This window comes from Microcoleus sp. PH2017_12_PCY_D_A, from assembly GCF_020738565.1.
Lineage (GTDB): Bacteria > Cyanobacteriota > Cyanobacteriia > Cyanobacteriales > Microcoleaceae > Microcoleus.
The window spans coordinates 53,190-72,347 of sequence record NZ_JAEQCI010000022.1; the positions used below are offsets into that span (position 1 = coordinate 53,190).

A 19,158-nucleotide genomic window follows, 5' to 3' on the forward strand; every position below is an offset into this window, starting at 1 on the left:
AGGAGTGTAATCTCAATGGCAACCGTAAATGAAGGTCAAAGTAACGTTCTGCTGAAAGATGTTCTAATCGCCGACACTTTGCCGGGAAGTGCAGCTAACAATTCTATCCTCAACCCTTTAAGCAGCAGCAACAAGCAAAATATCGGCGAAAGTTCCTTGATGATTGACAGCAAAAATCCAATAGCGATCGAACCCGATAAACCATCAGTTACGACTAATTTGCTGAAATCAAACGATGCTATTTCCGAGTCAAGCAGCAATAAATCTGATGATTCCTTAATTGTTCCAGACCCTCTCAAGAGCAGTTTAAACACGTCAGTCAGCCGCAGTACCGGACTCGACACCTTATCCGGTTCCCAGTCAGGCGCAAGTGTCAAAGATACCCTGACTGGAAGCAGCAAAGATGCACCGTTAATTGCAATTAAAGATGACACTTTGACAGCCACTGACTCCTTGACTAACAATCAAAGTGCCAAGAAAATATCACCTGACAAAACAATCGATCCCTTAGCAGAAAAAGAAAATAAACCGGAAACACAGGTCACTAAAAACAACCTGATTTCCGCAGAAAAAGAATCCCCAATTCAAGCACCGACTAATCCTGATAAATTGACGGCGGAAAAACCAGTCGCCACTATCCCTGAAGCGGCCAAGGATGCCACTGACAAACAAACCTCGACAGCTACTACTCAACTTGTTGAAACTTCCCCATCACCAGCCACAATTCAAACACCGAATAATACTGATAAATTGACGGCGGAAAAACCTGTCGATACTGTCGCTGAAGCGGCCAAGGATGCCACTGACCAACAAACCTCGACAGCTACTACTCAACTACTAATACTGATAAATTGACGGCGGAAAAACCTGTCGATACTGTCGCTGAAGTTGGCAGAGATAGCAAGCAACAAAACTCGACAGCTACTAGCGGAGACCCGGACAAAAAAGTTGCGGACAATAGTCAAGTTGTTGCAGTTGAAACCCCAAAAGAACTCAACTCAACTAATCCTAAATCAGAGCTAGTTGCGGATAATTCGTTTACATCGGGGAAATTTATTGTTGATTCGACTGGTCAAGTCGGCATCGATTTCTTGTTTGACGGCGGACTGTATAAGGGTCAATTAGCTATCGTCAGCCTGAAAGGGATGGAGAAGTTTGTACCTGGTTCAGCAGAATTTATAAAAGAAGTGGCTTCAAGGGCATTAAGCAATTCTGTAAAAGGTCATGTAGTCATTAATGATTTGAGCGAAGGTGCGAGATTTACGGGTAATTTACCTGAAGGGAATTATAACGAAGGAACTTATTTGGGAGTCAAGAGTTTTGCAATGACTTCGGGGGATGAATTTGGCGTTATGTTGGTGCCGAATGGAACTGTGCAAGAGGTTCTGAATAATCCTGTTGTTGGAGGGGATAAACGTCCTTTGTTTTCAATGGTGACGGCGAATCCTGCTGAGGGATTTCATGTGGGGCAAATTGCTGATGTGACGGGTAGCGGCAAGACTTTTGCAATGGAGGATATGCGGGTTGATTTGGGGAGCGATCGCGATTACAATGATGTGATATTTCAGGTGCGGGGTGCGACGGGTACTGCGGTGAATTTGGATGCAGTGATTAATGCTGAGAAAGATTGGCGTAAAGCTGATATTGGTAAGGCTTTGCTTGCTTACGCTCAACCATATGTTGAACCGAAGGTAGTGGCTGTTCAAGAGGAGAAAAAACCTGCAAATAATACTGATTCTGCTTCACTTTTAGATGTTCCAATTCCTGAAAATGCAAGTATTTCAAAAGAGAAGGTAACTTCTCCAACTAATACTGACTCTCTCTCGAAAACGGAGGTTGTTACTTCAGATATAACTGTAACGCCAGCGGTGAAGAGTGAAGATGAGAAACAGGCGATCGCCAATTCGAGCGCGATTCCTACCAAGGATATGCCGGCTTCTGAATTGGCTGTAGTTTCTGAGGTGGAAACTGTAGAGGATAAACAGGCGATCGCCAATTCGAGCGCGATTCCTACCAAGGATATGCCGGCTTCTGAATTGGCTGTAGTTTCTGAGGTGGAAGCTGTAGAGGATAAGCAGGCGATCGCCAATTCGAGCGCGATTCCTACCAAGGAGCTCCCAATTTCTGACAAGCCTGTCTTGTCTGAGGTGAAGACTGAAGATGAGAAACTTGCGATCGCCAATTCGAGCGCGATTCCTACCAAGGAGCTCCCAATTTCTGACAAGCCTGTCGTGTCTGAGGTGAAGAGTGAAGATGAGAAACTTGCGATCGCCAATTCGAGCGCGATTCCTACCAAGGAGCTCCCAATTTCTGACAAGCCTGTCTTGTCTGAGGTGAAGAGTGAAGATGAGAAACTTGCGATCGTACTGACTTCCACTCCGAATGAGTCTGTCAAAACCGATGCAGTGACTTCATCTCCTACAGTCATTTATCCGTTGAAAATAAAAGAAGAAAAAGAGGCGATCGCAACCCCTATTTCTACTCCCACAAAAGATGCACCAGCTTCAGATAACACTGTAACGAAATCAGTTGAAATCGAATCTCAAGCTGCACCTCAACCTGCACCTAAAAACATTTCAACCGTTGAGACAGAAACCAACATCAATCGACCACAACCTGCTGTTACTCTCAGCCCCACAACCGATGAAAAACCAGAAATTTATACTCAAGAATCTGCTAAAACTTTTCAGCCGATAGTCCACGAAAGCAAGCCAAATATTTATCCTCAACAAGTTTCGACTGTCAATCAGTCAATTGCAACAGATAGCAAGCCAGTAACTACGATCTCAGAATTAGCAAAACCAGCCATTTCTACTAACAGCCAGCCAGCAATTTCTATTCAAGAAGTTGCTCCTGTCACTCAACCTGTCGCACCAAATGCCACCAGCATAGTAGCCACAAATAGTCAAGACACAACCAATACAGCACCCACAAATTCTACACAAAATATCGGATCGAATCCGGTCACAACCACTACCTCATTCCATTCTCCAAAAGCATCTCAACCCTTGGTCGGTATTATTAGTACAGGATTTAATGCCAACAACTTCGATATAGACTACAGCCGCATTACTCTCGGAAAAGACCGCATTGCTAATGACGACAATCCCTTAATTAAATCCGGTGAAGGCAGCGAACAAGGAACTCACGTTTTAGGCTTAATTGCCGCCACTCAAAATAATAGCAAAGGCATCGACGGCATTAACAGCGAAGCACCGATTTGGTTGGGTCGGGCTAGTGGCAATAACAGTTGGGCAGAATCCTTAATTGAGTTTGCAGATGCCGCCAAAAAATCCGGTCAACCCAACGCAGTTGTTAACATCAGTTTTGAACTAACTCAAGTTGATGATAGCGGGAAAATAGTTCCCCGCTACGAACTCACAGAAGCCGAAAATAAAGCCCTAGAATATGCTCGCGAAAATCAAATAGTTGTTGTTGTTCCTGTGGGCAACAATCCCCAACAAATATCGGCTCTAGGGCAAGCATCTCTTCAGTTTGATAATATCATCAGCGTCGGTGCATCATCGGGCGGTCAAGTCACAGATTATTCCGGCACTGGCAAAGGTTTAGATATTTTAACAGAAGGAGGAACGCTGAACAATCCAGTGCGATCCACCGTCGGAGAAAGTACAGGATTGATGGCAGGAACTTCTGTAGCAGCAGCCCAAGTTACGGGTGCAATTTCTCAAGTTTGGGCGGCAAATCCCAAACTAAATTATCAGCAAGTTATCGATATTGTCAAACGCACTGCAACTGATATCGCTTTGCCAAATTGGGATGCTAAAACAGGTGCGGGATTGCTGAATATGGCAGCAGCAGTACCTTTGGCAAAAGCAACCCAACCTAAACCTTTGCCACCAGAACCTACTGTTCAAGATGTAGTCAGTCAACTCAATAACTTAGCTCCAGAACTCGATAAACTTCTAGAGCAATTTAAGGCTGAATCTGACAAAATTTCTGCCAATCCCGACAGTGCTTTAGTCGAGCCGAAACCTGAAGATGAGAAAAAAGCTGCGGAAGAATTGGATGCTTTGATCGCTGATTTGCAAAAAGAAATTGATGGCTTGCAAACCGATCCGTATGCTGATATTGATGGCATTGCTACCACCTATCAATTTGATCCGAAATTTCAGCCTTTAGTCGGTATCATCGATACTGGTTTTGCTGAAAATAATCCCGATATTGATTACACCCGAATTATCAAAGGTCGTGATTATAATGATAGCGATGATAATCCTTTACTTCCTGCTAACGATCCGAAGGCTGAACACGGTACTAAGATATTAGAAGTAATCGGGGCAAAACAGAACAATGATATTGGCATAAATGGTGTCAATGATGATGCACCGCTGTGGCTGGGACGTGCTGTTGGTTCTGGCAAATGGGCTCAATCTTTGCGGGAATTTGTGGATGCTGTGAAGGTATCTAAACAGCCGAATGCTATTGTCAATCTCAGCTTCGATTTGGTTGACAAAAATGGCAATACCCGGACTAAATTTACAGCAGAAGAAAGAGCAGCCATTGAATACGCTCGCGACAACAAAGTTCTGATTGTAGCAGCAGCCGGAAATCAAGGTGTGGAAGGTTTATCTGCTTTGGGTAAAGCTTCGCGGGAATTTCCTAATATCATTACTGTAGGTGCGGCGGATTGGAATGGAAATCTTGCTGATTACTCTAGTTATGGTGCAGGGATAGATTTAGTGGCTTTTGGTAGCACCCCTGACGGTAATGCAAGTTCTAATGCAAATTCAAATGAGGATTTGCTCAAAGATTTAACTCCCGAAGAGCGACAAGCTTTGGAAAAAGCGATTAAATTTAACGAAGAGCCCACTGATGATGGCAAACTGACTGAAGCTGAGGAAAAACTTGTCTTAGAAGCAACTCAAAAGCTGGGAAAAAGCTTAGGAGATATCAAGAATTCTGACGGCGATTCAGCGCAATCAATCCCTGAAATTGTCGGTACTTCGATCGCTGCGGCTAAGGTGACAGGTGCGGCTTCGCAGGTTTGGGCGGCTAATCCAAATTTGAGTTTTGCACAGGTGAAAGCTATTCTCAAAGCTACTGCGGTTGATTTGGGTACTCCTGGCTGGGATATTCAAACCGGAGCGGGTTTGTTGAATCTGGCTGATGCTGTCGCAATGGCTAAATCTCCACCATCTGAACTCGATTTAGCAGATAGTATTTTGTCCTCCGATCCCGATCTTTGGAAAGGGGAAGGTACGCCTAAAGAACGGGAGGCTTTCTTCAAGAAATTATGGAAGGGAGTGAAGAAAATCTTTAGCAAGGTGAGTGGAGTTGTTAGCAAGGTAGTAGGTTTTGTTAACAAGGTATCGGGTTTCATTGGCAAGGTGAAAGGTTTCTTCTCCAAAGTTAGCGGGATATTCTCGACAGTTAAGAAGGTATTTAGCTGGATTGGCAAAAAATTCTTGGCTTTACCTCTCTTAGGAAAAGTTGGGGTAGCTTTAGGCGGAATTGGTTTGGTGGGAGGTGCGATCTGCGGTTTCATTTGGTGGTTGCGGAACCGGAAACAGCAGCAACAGCAACAGCAACAGCAACAGCAACAGCAACCAGAACAGACGCCTGTTCAAAATCAAATTCCACCGGAAATTCTTACTCTCCAAGGAATTTGGGCTACTCTCAACCCGGAGCAAAAAAGGGCTCTTTGGCCTCTTTTAAAAAATCCAGCTTCAGTAGCTTTTGGCTCAGTTGACATTAATGTTTGGAATAACTTGCTCCCTGAACAAAGGCAGGCACTCACCCCATATATACAACCTTCTGCTCCTGGAGTTCCTGACCAGTATAATTATCTTTTTACCTAGGGCTGATTGACTTCAAAAATCTAATTGCTACCCAGCAATCGCAGATTCAAAGCACTCAGTCAGCCTTGCAAACCTACCAAGATCAAATAAATCAAGCTAATGCTTTTGTTAGCCAACTCGAACAGCAAAGACAGGAGGCTCAAAATTCTGCTAATTACTGGAATAGCCAGATTAATATTTGGGGAATTGTGCGATACGATCGCCAATGCACTCGCTTCTTATTCTGGCGTAGGTGCCGAGATGTTCCTGTTTGGGGTTCGATTTACAATCCGCAAGCAGTAGCTAATCGCAATGATGCTCAAGCGGCTGCTAATGCTGCGGCTCAATATCGAGATATAGCTGCACAAAAAGCTCAAGAGTTAACTGCTACTTTGCAGCCACAAATCACGGCATTGCAACAGCAGATGTCAGAGCAGCAGCAACAATTGCAATCGCTGGCGCAACAGCAGCAAGCTTTGCAGAGTCAGCAGCCGCTAGCAATTGCTTGAGCGCGATTTGAAAGTGCGATCGCCCTGGATGCTTCTCCAAGCTATCCAAAGTACGTCGCTCCTCAGAAACCGGGTTTCTGCAATAGCTTTTGCATCCACCGAAATATTGTACCGAAATATTGTTACAGAAACCCGGTTTCTTAATCCCAAGTGCGATCGCCCTGGATGCTTCTCCAAGCTATCGAAAGGGCGTGAAGTGCCGCTATACCGTAGGGAATCGCCCTTATTGAGATGAAAAGTGCGATGTGCATCAATGCCCAAGAAACCGGGTTTTTGGCACGATCTGAGGGCTGTGGCGAAATATTGTCGTCAAAAACCCGGTTTCTGACTTCTCCCTGAATTTATTATTTCCGCAGCACCGAAGTGATTATCACTGTAATAGTCGCACTAGCAATTAGAGTAAAAGCAAGCTGTACCACCCACTGAGTTGCTTGCTGGTAGTTAGAAAAGCGATCGTTAAACTTCTCGGAATCCCTCGATAGCTTATCCACATCTGTCGATAGCTTGTCCACGTCTGTCGATAGCTTGTCCACATCTGTCGATAGAGTATCTACATTAGCCGATAGCTTGTCCAGTTTTTCAATTACATCTACCAAAGTTGGTTCGTTTTTGGATGTAGTGGTCATTGGGTTTATTTTAACTCGATAATTATATTGTACTATATTGTGTGTTTTGTCGCCTTTTAAATTATTCATTTGTTGTAAATTCTGAGTTATGTTAGAATTAAGACTCGACTGAATAATGGGAGAAAACTTTTATGACAGCGATGACAGTCAAAGATTTAAACCAAGTTCAGACGCTTTTTTCCGAAGCGGGTTTAGATTACACAATTGAACTAGAAGACGGGAAAATTTCAGTTATGGGCCCATCAGACATCGTATCCAGTGAAATCAGTAGCCGTCTCATCGCCTTTCTTTTCGCTTGGATAAATCCACGTCGCTTGGGGAGAGTGTTTGACTCCGCAGGCGGTTTCATCATGCCGAATACAAACGTCAAAGCGCCCGATGTTTCGTTTGTGCGCGCCACCCGCTTGCGCCAAAGTCCGCGTTATTTTGGTGAACTTGTCCCTGATTTGGTGGTTGAAATTAAATCTCAAAGCGATCGCATTAAGGCTATAGAAACTAAGGTTTTGAAGTTTATAGAGCTGGGTGCGGTTGTCGGCATCCTGATCGATCCTGATGAGGAAACAGTGGCAATTTATCGATCGACTGGTGAACCGATTATTTTAGCAAATGGCGATATTTTAACAGTACCAGAGCTTTTTCCCGGTTGGGAATTGCCCGTTTCGGAATTATGGCCTCCGATTTTTACTGAGGAAGAAACACAATCCTGATGCGTTTAAGTTTGAGATTGTTGTTGCAGAAAATAGCCGACGAGATAAAGTGAACCGCACAGGATTGTGAGGTTTTCGTCGGTAACAGCCGCATCTAAGGCTGTTGTTAAGTCGGGAAAAGCTTGAGTGAGAGTTAATTCAGGGCAGATTTTTTCAGCAATGGCGGCTAATTCTGTGGGGGATGCTGAGTTTTGATCGGGTACGGGAACGAGATAAAGCCGATCGCCCTTTTTGAGTAATGCTTGTAAAATATCATCGCAGTCTTTCGTCGCCAGAATGCCGATTACCCAGTTAATCGGCGACGGGGAAGCGGTAAGATTGTCTACATATTCGCGCAGGGCGATCGCAGCAGCGGGGTTGTGCGCGCCGTCAATCAGGATGTTGCGGTTGTTCCAAGTTGTCTGCTGAAGTCTTCCCGGCCATTGGGTTTGGGCGATTCCGTTGGCGATCGCACTTTGGGAGATTTGCCATCCTAGGTTTTGCAGGGTGTGGATAGTGGCAAGTGCGATCGCCGAATTCATTAATTGAACTTGTCCCAACAATGGCAATTTATATCTTATTTTAACCGCAGATAAACTCGAATTAACGCCGATTTCAGGATTAGGATGATATTCTACAAATCCGTCTCCTAAATCTAGCGCAGGTTTTACCCAAACTGCCGGACAACCTAATTCTTGAATGCGTTTTTCTACTACTAATCTAGCAGATTCCGGCAATTCTCCGACAACTACCGGACACTTTGATTTAATAATTCCCGCTTTTTCCCCAGCAATATCAGCGACAGTCGGGCCGAGGATTTGCCAGTGTTCGAGACTGATAGAAGTAATCACGCTGACAAGGGGATTTTTGCAAACATTAGTCGCATCCAATCTGCCGCCCAATCCGGTTTCAATGACAGCGATATCTGCTTTTTGTTCGGCAAAATACAGCCAAGCTGCGGCCGTGATGATTTCAAATTGAGTCGGAATTTCCGTATTACCTTCAGCAGCGCGGACAACTTTTTCTAAACAGTCTTGCAATGCTGTTGGGGAAATCGGTTTTTGGTTGATACAAATTCTTTCTGTCCAATCGATTAAGTGCGGGGATGTGTAGCGCCCGACTCGATAACCTGCTGCTGCGAGTACCGATGAGAGATAAGCGCAAACGGAACCTTTGCCGTTTGTGCCGGCAACGTGGATAATGGGTACTTGTTTGTGAGGGTTGTCGAGTTTTTCTAGGAGTTGGTGAATTCTTTCGAGGCCGAGGTGGACGCCGAAGTGTTGGTAAGATTTGAGGATGGAGTTTGCATTCATTGAGGATGATAAATTCTGTTTGTGTGTGAATTATATTTTTTTTATAAACCGCAGAGGGCGCAGAGGGCGCAGAGTGAGAGAAGAAAGAGATAGATATCTAAGAAAAGAGAGGTTTATAATTGATTTATTCTATTTATTGCGGGAAAAAAAAGGTGGGTTTGGATATTATTTCTCTGTTTGCGGGTTGCGGTGGCTTGGATTTAGGTTTTCGCTTGGCTGGGTTTAATCCGGTTTGGGCGAATGAATATGATAAGTCTATTTGGGATACATATAATTTCAACCATTCTGAAACTATTTTAGATCGCAGAGATATCAGAAAAATTAATTCTGATGAAATTCCTGACTGTGTTGGAATTATTGGCGGGCCTCCGTGTCAAAGTTGGAGTGCGGCGGGCGCGAAACGGGGAATTGATGACAGTCGCGGTCAACTTTTTTGGGAGTATATCAGAATTGTCCGAGACAAGCAGCCTTTGTTTTTTTTAGCTGAGAATGTTCGCGGTATCTTAGCACCCAGAAATCAGGATGCTTTCACTTATATATTATCGCAGTTTGAGCAAATCGGGTATCGGGTTTCGTTCAAGTTGCTGAATGCTAAAAATTTTGGTGTGCCGCAAGACAGGCAAAGGGTGATTGTTGTCGGTTATCGTCAGAATCTGGGTTTTGGTTTTGAGTTTCCCGAACCTGGAACCGAGGTTTTGACGCTGCAAGATGCGATTTTTGACTTGCAGGCTGAACCAATTCTAGTTCATGGTAAGTTAGATAATTATCACGATTCTGTCGCGAATCACGAATGTGCAGATTTGGGATTTTCCAGCATTTATATGTCGCGAAATCGAGTTAGAAGTTGGGGTGAACCTTCTTTTACAATTCAAGCCAGCGGCAGACACGCGCCTCTCCACCCTCAAGCTAGTAAAATGATTTTGGTTGCCAAAGACAAGCGCATTTTCGATCCGAATTCGCCTCAGCCTTACCGTCGGCTTTCTGTGCGAGAGTGTGCGAGAGTTCAGACTTTCCCGGATGACTTTATTTTCAAGTACAAGTATATTGCTGACGGATATAAAATGGTCGGCAATGCTGTTCCTGTGAATTTGGCTAGGGTTTTAGCAAGTAAGATTTATGCGGATATTTGTTCTGTAGGGGCGGTGGGAAGAGTGCCAGCCCTTTCACTTCTGTAACACCATCTGTTAATTTTGCCATAAATCATCTAGAGTAAAGTTGCGGGGATTTTTGAGAATGAAGGTATGATTTTCTTTGATCAAATCTCCCGTACACACGAAAGGCAAGCGTTCTTGATAAGCTTTGATAGCGAGGATATAATCTTTGTCTGCAAGTTCGGTTTGAATTTTTCGCAATTTGTCGGCAATCACGCCTAATAAGGTAATTTCGCCGCTTAATTTGTCGGCGTTGGGCGTGTGAATTTGCATCACGACTCCCTGAATAGTTGTATTGGGAAGCCCGGTAATTAAGTCTGCTAAAATTTCAATTTGAGAGCGATTTTCTACGGTTTCTAAGATTAGGATTGCCTCGCGGATGCGGGGGGCATAATCTCCGAGAGTTTGTTGGTTTGGCAGCAATATTTCAAATTCCTCTCCGGCGGCTGGTTTGTGCCAAAGAGTGGCATTTTCTAAGAAAGGCTTGTCTTCATGCCAACCGTGAAGTAGCAGGTAATTCCTCAGTCTATCTAGGTCTATTGTTGTGAAATTTTCGGTATCTTTTAGGGTGACTTTCATGGTTTAATTCCTTGGCTAATCCCCTCCATAATTGACTGAAGGGCGACGACTGTAAATTGGTTGGTTCTGGGTATAGTGACTGTGACAGCGGTGGTGTTTTGTGTTTCTGGCATTCCCCGCAGGGATATCCAATATCCGCAGTTATTCATGCAGGTTTCTGTTTCTGACTGAGTTAACCAGTTTGCTATTGTTTCGGGGATTAAAACAACAACTAAAATTCGGGGTACGGCGAAGTCATCTATTCTCAAGTCATCGTAGTTTTTGAGTTTGAGAGGGTAGCGGATCGAGTTATTTTCTCGAACATCCCTTGATGTCGATTTTAACTGCAATTCTAAGCGAGGTGCTCGGATGCGGCCTGTTCCTCCTTTGGCGGCTATCCCCCAGTCTACACTGTCGTCGTCTACGAAGGGTTTGTAAAGAGAATAGCCTGAAACGGTTGCTATGGCTTGCAGGTAGGTGTTGCTAAATTGTTCTTTTTGTTGGTTTATATCCACACTTACCTGTATTTTTTAGATGCTCAGCACTCATTTATTATCACGTTTTAATGACGCCCTGCAACTCCCATGAATCGATCGCCCTTAGCAGCATACACAGCATACAGCCGATCGAGCTTTAAGAAGGTTTGCAGCAGCGCATTCGCCCCCTGAGTACACTCTGCTGGCGAAGTATACTCATCTTCTGCATGGCTGAATTTTTTGCCAACGATCGCACAAATAGTTGTTTCTTGTTTTCTGCCTCTTAATTGAATACTCTTAACTGGTCTTGCTTCGTAGCGATCGCTCACCAATTCCCAGGTTTCTCCTGTTATTAATACCCGATAAGGATTATCTTCTTTAATATCTTTATTCATTGCTTCTAACCTGGCGGCAATATTCACAGTATCTCCTAAAACCGAAAAATTTAATCGCTTCCCGCCGCCGACAGTTCCAGCAATAATCGACCCTGTATGAATGCCAACTCCAAATTCAATTTTTGGCTTGCCTTCCCTTTCAAATTGCTGATTTAATTGTTTCAATCGTTCTGACATATCCAAACAAGCGGCGATACAATTTTGAGCGTCTTGTTTGATTTCTTCAGGTTTAGTATGAGGAAAGGGAATGCCAAATATTGCCATAATTGCATCGCCAATATATTTATCAATAACGCCGCCGCGATCCATAATGCACTCACTCATGGCATTTAAATATAGATTCAGCCAAGGCATCAATTCACCGGGAGATAGTTGTTCGGAAATGCTAGTAAACCCTCGAATATCCATAAATAAAACAGTGGCGACCATTTCTTGCGGTTGCATTTCGCCATTCTTAAATATTTCGTCTTTGCGCTGCCAAATTAATTCAGCAGTTTCTTTTGCCATGTATTTTTCAAACAGGCTCATTAATTGTTGTTTCTCTTGTTGTTCTCGCAGTTGCAGTCCAATTCCAGCTAAGACGATCGTACCAATCGGTGCAGCGATGGGCATTAGTAGAGAATTAAACGTAAATAATAAGAAAGAAACTGCATACCAGATTAGAGGGAAAAGGATAGCGATCGCAATTCGTCCCCTGGGGCCAGTTTTCGATAATATAGCGCTAGTAATTGGCCCAATTAAAAGTAATATCAGCCAACTTGTCCAGTCAGGTAAAGGTTGCAGCAGTCGGTTATTTAGCAAGTTATCAATAACTGCGGCATGAAGGTAAATCCCACTGGTTGGTGAAATTTGATTTAAAGGAGTCCGCAAGGGATCTAAACCTGTTGCCGTCGTACCTACTAATACCAATTTGTCTTTAAAAGCATCTTTGGTAATTTTACCTTCCAGAACATCAGCAAACGAATAAGTCGGTAGAAATTGCGTTTTTCCAGGCCAATTTATCCCTGCACTGTAAAATTCTAGACTGCCGTTATTAGGCGGTGATAAAAACTTTTCTAGCCCTCCAGATTGCGGTTGCTTGTCGGAGTTGTAAACGTGAAGCATGGCAATTCCTAAGGAGGGAATATCTCGCAGCCACAGCGTGGCTTGACGACCGATCCCATCTGTGTCTGACTTATGGAAAATATGACCTCGATCGGCGGCTGCGGCTTCTAAAGTTGGTACAATTGGTAGCGGTTTTCCTCGGTCATCCCAAGCCTTAGCTAACACTACATTACCTATGGCACTCATCGCGTCTGCAAGTTGGTCATCTTGGGGACTGGGTTCGGCAAAAATAATGTCGAAACCAACGACTGCGGGTTTAGCAGGGGAAAGGGCTTGTAATAATTGAGTGTAGCGATCGCGCGAAAACGGAAATCTCCCCAACTTCCTTAAACTTGCTTCGTCTATGGCAATGACCACCACTCGCTTATCCCAAATAGGTTTGGGTAAAATTCCACTTTCGCGAAGTTGAAACAGGCTGTTAGATCCGAGTTGTTCCAGCGGTTTCCAGCCACCCAAATGCAACGCGCCCAAGGAAATAATAGCGGCAGCAACTCCCGGCATTAAGGATTGGCTGCGGGCAAAAAAACCTCGCAAACGATGGATTATTGATTTAGTCATTAGCCATTACCTAACTAAACTTTCACCGAGTTCATAAGATACCTCATTTCCCACCGGACTGCGAACAACTAGCCAGTAGTCAGAGTTAGCTGGCTTCGGCACTACTTCGTCGATTTTACCTGTTCGATCCATCTTTAAGGGTTGGCCGTTTAAATACACTAAATTCAGCGGATCTACAGTACAAACGCATCGAACTTTGTTTGGACTGATGACTGATAAACTGATCAATTCATAGTTCAGATTTTCTTTGAATGCCTGGGGTGGATTGGGAGGATTGCCGGGAAAAGTGACGGAAGCATAGCCCTTTTCTATCTTCACAGTTTGCCCTTGAGCGCTAGCGTCAACCTTCCCCTCAAATAAGGCAGTTGCGGCTTTTCCCTCTGGGCCAACACCCACGGCGAATTCAGTCCCCCTGACACCCACAACTCCCGCTGGGCTGTTAATTTCTAGGCGCGAATTGGGGTTAGTCATGCGTCGGGCCGAAACTCTTGCAAGTCCTGCGGGGACTGACAGCAGGGTAACTCTACCTCCATTGACAGCAACGGACAGACCTTTAACTTGGACGGTGCTTAATTCTGCTACACTAATCGTAGCGATGCCAGAGTCTACGGCTAAAACCGCGCTAGATTGTTTGCCTGTGGAGATTTGCTGGCCGGCTGTTGTCAGGCGATCGCCCACTTTTGCTGGTCTTCCTTGATATGTTACGGTTCCCTTAATTTGCCGTACTTCCACCCAACGACTCCCGGGGAGTTGAATCTCCCTCGCCAGCAAAGGCAAGGCGAAAGTGATTAAAATAGTAGTAAATAGGATTGTCATCCATTTAGAAATATCAGACAAATTTAATTTCATCACTAAAAATTATTGAGCCGAGACTATTATCTAGATTACTATTCTTTTGGTAACTTCTCAGGAAAATTTTTAACTAATCAGGATTTAGGCAGACACAATATATGTAGTGCGGACACAACTACGATCCTCTACGAGGGCTAGGAAGAGAGCACCCCGCTTGACTATTAGGGCGAGGGGCGACTATTAGGGCGATCTCAGATGAAGTCAAATCTCCATGTAAACTTCGATTATCCGCAGTTTTTCATGCAGGTTTCTGTTTCTGACTGAGTTAACCCGTTTGCTATTGTTTCGGGGATTAAAACGACAACTAAAATTTTGGCAATGGCGAAGTCATCTATTCTCAAGTCATCATAGTTTTTGAGTTTGAGAGGGTAGCGGAGCGAGTTATTTTCTCGGACTAGACTAAGATTGTGCAGATTTTAACTCTGATGAATTATCGATCGCCCTTAGCAGCATACAGCCGATCGAGCTTTAAGAAGGTTTGCAGCAGCGCATTCGCCCCCTGAGTACACTCTGCTGGCGAAGTATACTCATCTTCTGCATGGCTGAAATCATCCCCATATCGGTAAAGCGTCCGATTTCTTGGGCGTCGTGTCCCGCCCTGCTGATTAAATGCCTGTAACTAAACCCTAATTCTTGACAAACTTCTACAATTGTATTCTGAATCTTTGGTGCTGCTAGCGTCGGCTGTACGTGCAGCAATTGAGTTATTTCAATTTCGGTTTGGGTGGCAGAGGCGATCGCCCCAAACTCCAATTTCATTTTAGCTAACAACTGTTCCAAATTAGTTTCAGACAAATCGCGCAAGTCGATTTTAAACTCGACTTTTCCCGGCACAGTATTCGTAGCATTCGGCCAAACAGTTAAATAACCTACCGTTGCTACCTGTTCTCCCGGTGTTTCTACTGCTAGCTTGTTGACTGCTAATACCATTTGCGAAGCCGCTACCAGGGCATCCTTTCTCGCGTGCATGGGCGTCGATCCGGCATGATTGGGGCTGCCCGTTACCGTCACTCCCAGGCGGTACTGTCCGACAATGCCTTTAACTACTCCTATGCAGTCGCCCGTACTTTCCAAAACACCTCCTTGTTCGACGTGCAGTTCCACAAAAGCTGCTATTTCTTTGGGGTGGCGTTTTGCCTCGGCAATTTTTGACCAATCTCCGCCAATTTGTGCTAAACAAGTTTCAATCGAAGTGCCATCGCTGCGGCGGTAATATTCGGGGTTGTTGACTGTATTTCCCGCCATTGCTTTGCAGCCGATAACGGTGTTTTCTTCGTCGGTAAATACGATCGTCTCAATGGCGTGTTCCAAGCGCCGGCCGTTTTCACGCAATACTCGCACCACTTCAATTCCTGCCAAAACTCCCAAAACTCCATCAAAATGGCCCCCCGTGGGAACGGTATCAATGTGAGAACCGGTGGCTAGCGCAGCCCCTTCGCGCAATCCGGGATATCTGCCAATGGTATTTCCAGCCGCGTCAATCCTAACCGTCATCCCTGCTTCTCGCATCCAAGACTCAACAAGTTTGCGCGCCAACAAATCCTCTTTGCTAAAAGCTACGCGACTGACGCCTCCTCCCGTCAGTTTGCCGATTTGGGCGAGTTGGGCAATGCTGCTGTTGAGGCGCGAACCGTTGACTGAAAGTGCTAGCCTAACTGTCATGTTACATTCTCCTATTCTGGGAAATTTAATGATGCGATCGCTCTTGTATTATTAATCATTTAAGTGATTATTGTAGAATGTATCCAAGATAGGTTAAATCTGTACAAGAATGTAGTCTTGCCTACAACAGGCGATCGGCTGTAGCACTTAAACTGCTGCAATCAAAATACAGCACGCAGCATAAAGCGATCGCAGCGATTTAATTGTAGAAACAAGTACAATTTTTGAGCGGTCTGGTGATAAGTATATCCACCTAATTAAACGTAAAATACGGAGTGCTAAAAAGCTTGCCGTGTATGTCTTCTTCCGACTGCCCTCGAACGACTTCCATTTCTCGAATTCCTTCTTCCTTCTTCCTTCTTCCTTCTTCCTTCTACTTATGAGTCAAACAGCAATTGTAAGTAAACGAGTATTCATTTGCGGTTCCGCCCTTCGGGGCCAGCCGGACAACAGCAACCTGGGAGAAGCCAAGTTGATTAGAGAAGCCAAAACTCGTCCGATTTACCGCTTGCACTCAGCGGAAAATGGCTGGCATCCTGCAATTTACCAAGTGGCTACCGGAGGCGTATCAATTCCGGGAGAGGTGTACGAATTAACTCCAGAAGACTTTGAACAGCTTGCAGCCGGAGAACCCCCACATATGTATCCATCCGATGTGATTTTGGAAGACGGGGAAGTATTAACCGCTTTCCTGTACCCCCAAGAGTTAGTAGAGAAATACCAATGGGAAGATATTTCCGATCGCGGTGGGTGGGCCGCTTACAAAGCCGGTTCGCAGTAAGGACTTCAGTCCGAAAAAGGTTCGATCGTTCGGACTTCAGTCCTCTGAGTGAAACCCGATAGACCGCCAGGGGTTTAAACCCCTGTCTAATAGCGAAAGTCCTCTAAAGAGGACTGATGAGTTCTTTAGTCCTCTAAAGAGGACTTTCGCTTTGAGGCGGGGGTTTCAACCCCCGCCGGACTACGGGTTTGGCTACGGGTTTGGCTACGGGTTTGACCTGGTTGTTGACACGCCACCTCAGTGCCGTGTCCCCACGGATTTCAAGTTCGCAGTCAGGACTTCAGTCCTCCTAAGAAACCATGGGTTTTTGATATTCATGCCAGTGTCGGGCAATATCAATGCGGCGGCATATCCAAACCCTCTCATGCTGCTGCACGTAATCCAAAAAACGCGCCAAAGCTGCCGCCCGCCCCGGCCGCCCCGCCAAGCGGCAGTGCAGCCCCACACTCATCATCTTCGGCGCAGTCTCGCCCTCGGCGTAGAGTACATCAAAAGCATCGCGCAGGTAAGCAAAAAATTGGTCGCCGGAGTTAAACCCCTGACTCGTAGCAAACCGCATATCGTTGTTGTCGAGGGTATAAGGAATTACCAAGTGAGGTCGATCGCACTCGTACACCCAGTAAGGCAAGTCATCCGCATAGCTGTCGGCATCGTAGAGAAAACCGCCTTCTTCCACTACTAGCTTGCGGGTTTGGGGGCTCGTGCGTCCCGTATACCAACCCAGGGGACGGCTGCCGGTAATTTGCGTGTGAATCGCGATCGCCCTGTGCAAATGTTCCCGTTCCGCCTCTTCCCCAAAATACTTGTAATCAATCCAGCGGTAGCCGTGGCTGGCAATTTCCCAATCGGCCTCCAACATCGCTGCAACGGCTTCGGGATGCCTTTCTAAGGCCATTGCCACGCCGTAAACAGTCACCGGTATGTTCCGAGAAGTAAACATCCTGTGCAGCCGCCACAAACCGGCGCGACTGCCGTATTCGTAACAAGATTCCATATTCATGTGGCGCAGTCCCGATAGGGGTTCGGCGCCGACAATCTCCGACAGAAATGTTTCCGAAGATCCGTCGCCGTGGAGGATGCAGGTTTCTCCACCTTCTTCGTAATTGATCACAAATTGCAGGGCTACGCGCGATCGATCTGGCCATTGAGGATCGGGAGGATTTTGCCCGTAACCGACTAATTCTCGCGGATAGTTTGCTGGCATATAAGTTATTTGTTATTGGTTATTTGTTAGTGGTTATTTGTTAGTGGTTATTTGTTAGTGATAATAACTCATAACTCATAACTCATAACCGATGCCCTCTGGGCCCCATGCCCTCTGGGCCCCATGCCCCATGACCTGTTTGGCCAATGACCTGTTTGGCCTTCTTCCCAATGCCCAATGCCCAATCTCAAATTATTGATGTTGTTCTATTCCCTGAATTTCTTTAATTACCCGCGCTAGCGTAGTAACTAAAAGTAGTTTCAGGTTGCCCGTGCTCGACGCGAGTCTGTCGATTGTTGGCCGAATCGCGAGTTGGGGCAGCAAAGGGGCTTCCCGGGGCGGTGCGGCTGCGTTCTGCGGTGATATCGCCTGTCGGAAATGCTGATGTTAGGTTGAACCAAACCGTAGCATTTAGTTTCGTTGTAGTTGAGAATTGATTCGATTCTAAATCCGCCGTGCGAGCTTCCAATACATCGATTATACCGCGCAGCGCTGCTAGTTATGCCGCAAATTATTCTTGCAGTCTCTGGAGTTTTTCTAAATCCTCTTTTTTAACTAAATTCGAGGTTACTGCTGTTATTAACTCAGCAACTTTATCGAGACACGCATTGAAACCTGCGGCGAATTCGTAGCGAGTCATGGCTCGATTTGGGCGATAGGTTCCCTATACACGCATAGCGCCCAAGCGCAATTACGTGCCTGAAATTTTAGTTTTGTTTCTCAATTGCTGACTCCAAACGAAACCGCGCAATCTGATAAATCTCTGTTAAAGCCTGCTGCATTTCAGTTTCGAGGGAATTGTCGAGGCGGCGCTCAAATGCTTCGAGAATGCTGGTTTTTGTGTGGTTTTTCACCGCGGCAATGAAGGGGAAATAAAACTTTTTGCGGTATTCTCGGTTGAGGCATTGAAAGCGATCGAACTCTGCGACAGATAGCCGATCCAAGCCTGCGCCGGCTTGTTCGTTGACCGATGCTACAGCCATTTTTGCTTTGCTTCCCAAGTCCGGGTGCGATCGAATTAAAGCTAATTTTTCTTCCCGAGTCATGGAATTGACGACTGTTACCATTTTGGCGTGTAAATCGGCTGTGGAGGCAAAAGGGCGATCGTCCCAAGTGCAACGGGCGACGGTGGGCGACTGTTCAAAAATCTCGCCTAGGGCTTGTGTGAATTCTTGCTGGCTGAGTTGGTTGAGTTGAACTAAAGAGTATGGCATTTTGAATTGGGTTGATTGAGTTCAATTAGCTTTGTTTTACTTTTTAGTAAATCGAACCGCGAAGGCGCGAAGAACACGAAGGAAGAAGAGGGAAGAAGGGGGAAGAAGGGGGAAGAAGTGAATAATTTTTTACTGCAAAGTTATATTATGTCCGGTTGATTGACCGTGATTCCTGTAGATACTGTCTTGACCTGTCAAGGGGTAGCGATCGCATAATTAGGATCGAAAGGCTTTTGGGACTTTAAAATACCAAAAGCCAAATGCACCAATT

General features: G+C 45.3%; 16 protein-coding genes and 1 pseudogene. 6 read left to right on the forward strand and 11 right to left on the reverse strand.

The features are described from left to right. Positions 1 to 15: 15 nt before the first annotated feature. From JGK39_RS06010 to JGK39_RS06020, 3 genes are all read left to right on the forward strand, one after another. Positions 16 to 855, forward strand: a complete 840-nt coding sequence (locus JGK39_RS06010; RefSeq protein WP_293322041.1) for a hypothetical protein — start codon at positions 16 to 18, stop codon at positions 853 to 855. Continuing rightward, positions 852 to 5,819, forward strand: a complete 4,968-nt coding sequence (locus JGK39_RS06015) for a S8 family serine peptidase (RefSeq protein ID WP_293322044.1) — start codon at positions 852 to 854, stop codon at positions 5,817 to 5,819. The genes JGK39_RS06010 and JGK39_RS06015 overlap by 4 nt, the downstream gene beginning before the upstream one ends. Before the next feature lie 65 nt (positions 5,820 to 5,884). Next, positions 5,885 to 6,307 carry a hypothetical protein gene (locus JGK39_RS06020; RefSeq protein WP_293297118.1) on the forward strand — a complete coding sequence of 141 codons (423 nt, stop codon included), beginning with the start codon at positions 5,885 to 5,887 and terminating at the stop codon, positions 6,305 to 6,307. Here the strand turns inward: JGK39_RS06020 and JGK39_RS06025 are convergent. Both JGK39_RS06025 and JGK39_RS06030 read right to left on the reverse strand, forming a co-directional pair. Next, positions 6,293 to 6,568, reverse strand: coding sequence for a hypothetical protein (locus JGK39_RS06025; protein ID WP_293322047.1), 276 nt, complete (start codon positions 6,566 to 6,568; stop codon positions 6,293 to 6,295). The two genes, JGK39_RS06020 and JGK39_RS06025, sit on opposite strands and share 15 nt — an antisense overlap. 83 nt (positions 6,569 to 6,651) lie before the next feature. After that, positions 6,652 to 6,933 (reverse strand): LPP leucine zipper domain-containing protein, encoded by a 282-nt coding sequence (locus JGK39_RS06030; protein ID WP_293262261.1) that lies wholly within the window; start codon positions 6,931 to 6,933, stop codon positions 6,652 to 6,654. Between the two features lie 131 nt (positions 6,934 to 7,064). Here JGK39_RS06030 and JGK39_RS06035 point away from each other — a divergent pair, with 131 nt between their 5' ends. Beyond that, the gene (locus JGK39_RS06035) at positions 7,065 to 7,640 is read left to right on the forward strand and encodes a Uma2 family endonuclease (RefSeq protein WP_293297125.1); all 576 of its coding nucleotides are present in this window, start codon (positions 7,065 to 7,067) and stop codon (positions 7,638 to 7,640) included. Between the two features lie 5 nt (positions 7,641 to 7,645). On the opposite strand, the gene JGK39_RS06040 is transcribed toward JGK39_RS06035, so the two are convergent. Further along, entirely contained in the window at positions 7,646 to 8,932 is a 1,287-nt protein-coding gene (locus tag JGK39_RS06040; RefSeq protein ID WP_293297129.1) for a folylpolyglutamate synthase/dihydrofolate synthase family protein, read from the reverse strand. Positions 8,933 to 9,051: 119 nt separating this feature from the next. On the opposite strand from JGK39_RS06040, the gene JGK39_RS06045 reads away from it, so the two are divergent. Further along, positions 9,052 to 10,107, forward strand: a complete 1,056-nt coding sequence (locus JGK39_RS06045) for a DNA cytosine methyltransferase (protein ID WP_293297132.1) — start codon at positions 9,052 to 9,054, stop codon at positions 10,105 to 10,107. 9 nt (positions 10,108 to 10,116) lie between these two features. Here JGK39_RS06045 and JGK39_RS06050 read toward each other — a convergent pair whose 3' ends face one another. The 5 genes from JGK39_RS06050 to JGK39_RS06070 form a co-directional block, all read right to left on the reverse strand. Beyond that, positions 10,117 to 10,662: a hypothetical protein gene (locus JGK39_RS06050; RefSeq protein ID WP_293262273.1), complete on the reverse strand. Its 546-nt coding sequence runs from the start codon at positions 10,660 to 10,662 to the stop codon at positions 10,117 to 10,119. After that, the gene (locus JGK39_RS06055) at positions 10,659 to 11,156 is read right to left on the reverse strand and encodes a DUF4365 domain-containing protein (RefSeq protein ID WP_293262276.1); all 498 of its coding nucleotides are present in this window, start codon (positions 11,154 to 11,156) and stop codon (positions 10,659 to 10,661) included. The genes JGK39_RS06050 and JGK39_RS06055 overlap by 4 nt, the downstream gene beginning before the upstream one ends. Positions 11,157 to 11,203: 47 nt before the next feature. After that, complete coding sequence (locus JGK39_RS06060; RefSeq protein ID WP_293322050.1) at positions 11,204 to 13,174, reverse strand: CHASE2 domain-containing protein; 1,971 nt, start codon at positions 13,172 to 13,174, stop codon at positions 11,204 to 11,206. A 6-nt stretch (positions 13,175 to 13,180) separates the two neighbouring features. After that, positions 13,181 to 14,023: a FecR domain-containing protein gene (locus JGK39_RS06065; RefSeq protein ID WP_293262282.1), complete on the reverse strand. Its 843-nt coding sequence runs from the start codon at positions 14,021 to 14,023 to the stop codon at positions 13,181 to 13,183. A 471-nt stretch (positions 14,024 to 14,494) separates the two neighbouring features. Continuing rightward, positions 14,495 to 15,688, reverse strand: a complete 1,194-nt coding sequence (locus JGK39_RS06070; protein WP_293262285.1) for a Zn-dependent hydrolase — start codon at positions 15,686 to 15,688, stop codon at positions 14,495 to 14,497. 379 nt (positions 15,689 to 16,067) lie between these two features. Between JGK39_RS06070 and JGK39_RS06075 the strand changes: the two genes are divergently transcribed. Next, on the forward strand, positions 16,068 to 16,469 hold the full coding sequence (locus JGK39_RS06075; protein ID WP_293262288.1) for a gamma-glutamylcyclotransferase: 402 nt from the start codon (positions 16,068 to 16,070) through the stop codon (positions 16,467 to 16,469). A gap of 289 nt (positions 16,470 to 16,758) precedes the next feature. Here the strand turns inward: JGK39_RS06075 and puuE are convergent, their stop codons facing one another. The 3 genes and pseudogenes from puuE to uraD form a co-directional block, all read right to left on the reverse strand. Beyond that, complete coding sequence (gene puuE / locus JGK39_RS06080) at positions 16,759 to 17,673, reverse strand: allantoinase PuuE (protein WP_293262291.1); 915 nt, start codon at positions 17,671 to 17,673, stop codon at positions 16,759 to 16,761. A 412-nt stretch (positions 17,674 to 18,085) separates the two neighbouring features. Beyond that, positions 18,086 to 18,377, reverse strand: a pseudogene (locus tag JGK39_RS06085) (iron uptake porin); the annotation flags it as partial. A gap of 3 nt (positions 18,378 to 18,380) precedes the next feature. Continuing rightward, positions 18,381 to 18,887 carry a 2-oxo-4-hydroxy-4-carboxy-5-ureidoimidazoline decarboxylase gene (uraD, locus tag JGK39_RS06090; RefSeq protein ID WP_293262294.1) on the reverse strand — a complete coding sequence of 169 codons (507 nt, stop codon included), beginning with the start codon at positions 18,885 to 18,887 and terminating at the stop codon, positions 18,381 to 18,383. Between the last annotated feature and the right edge of the window lie 271 nt (positions 18,888 to 19,158).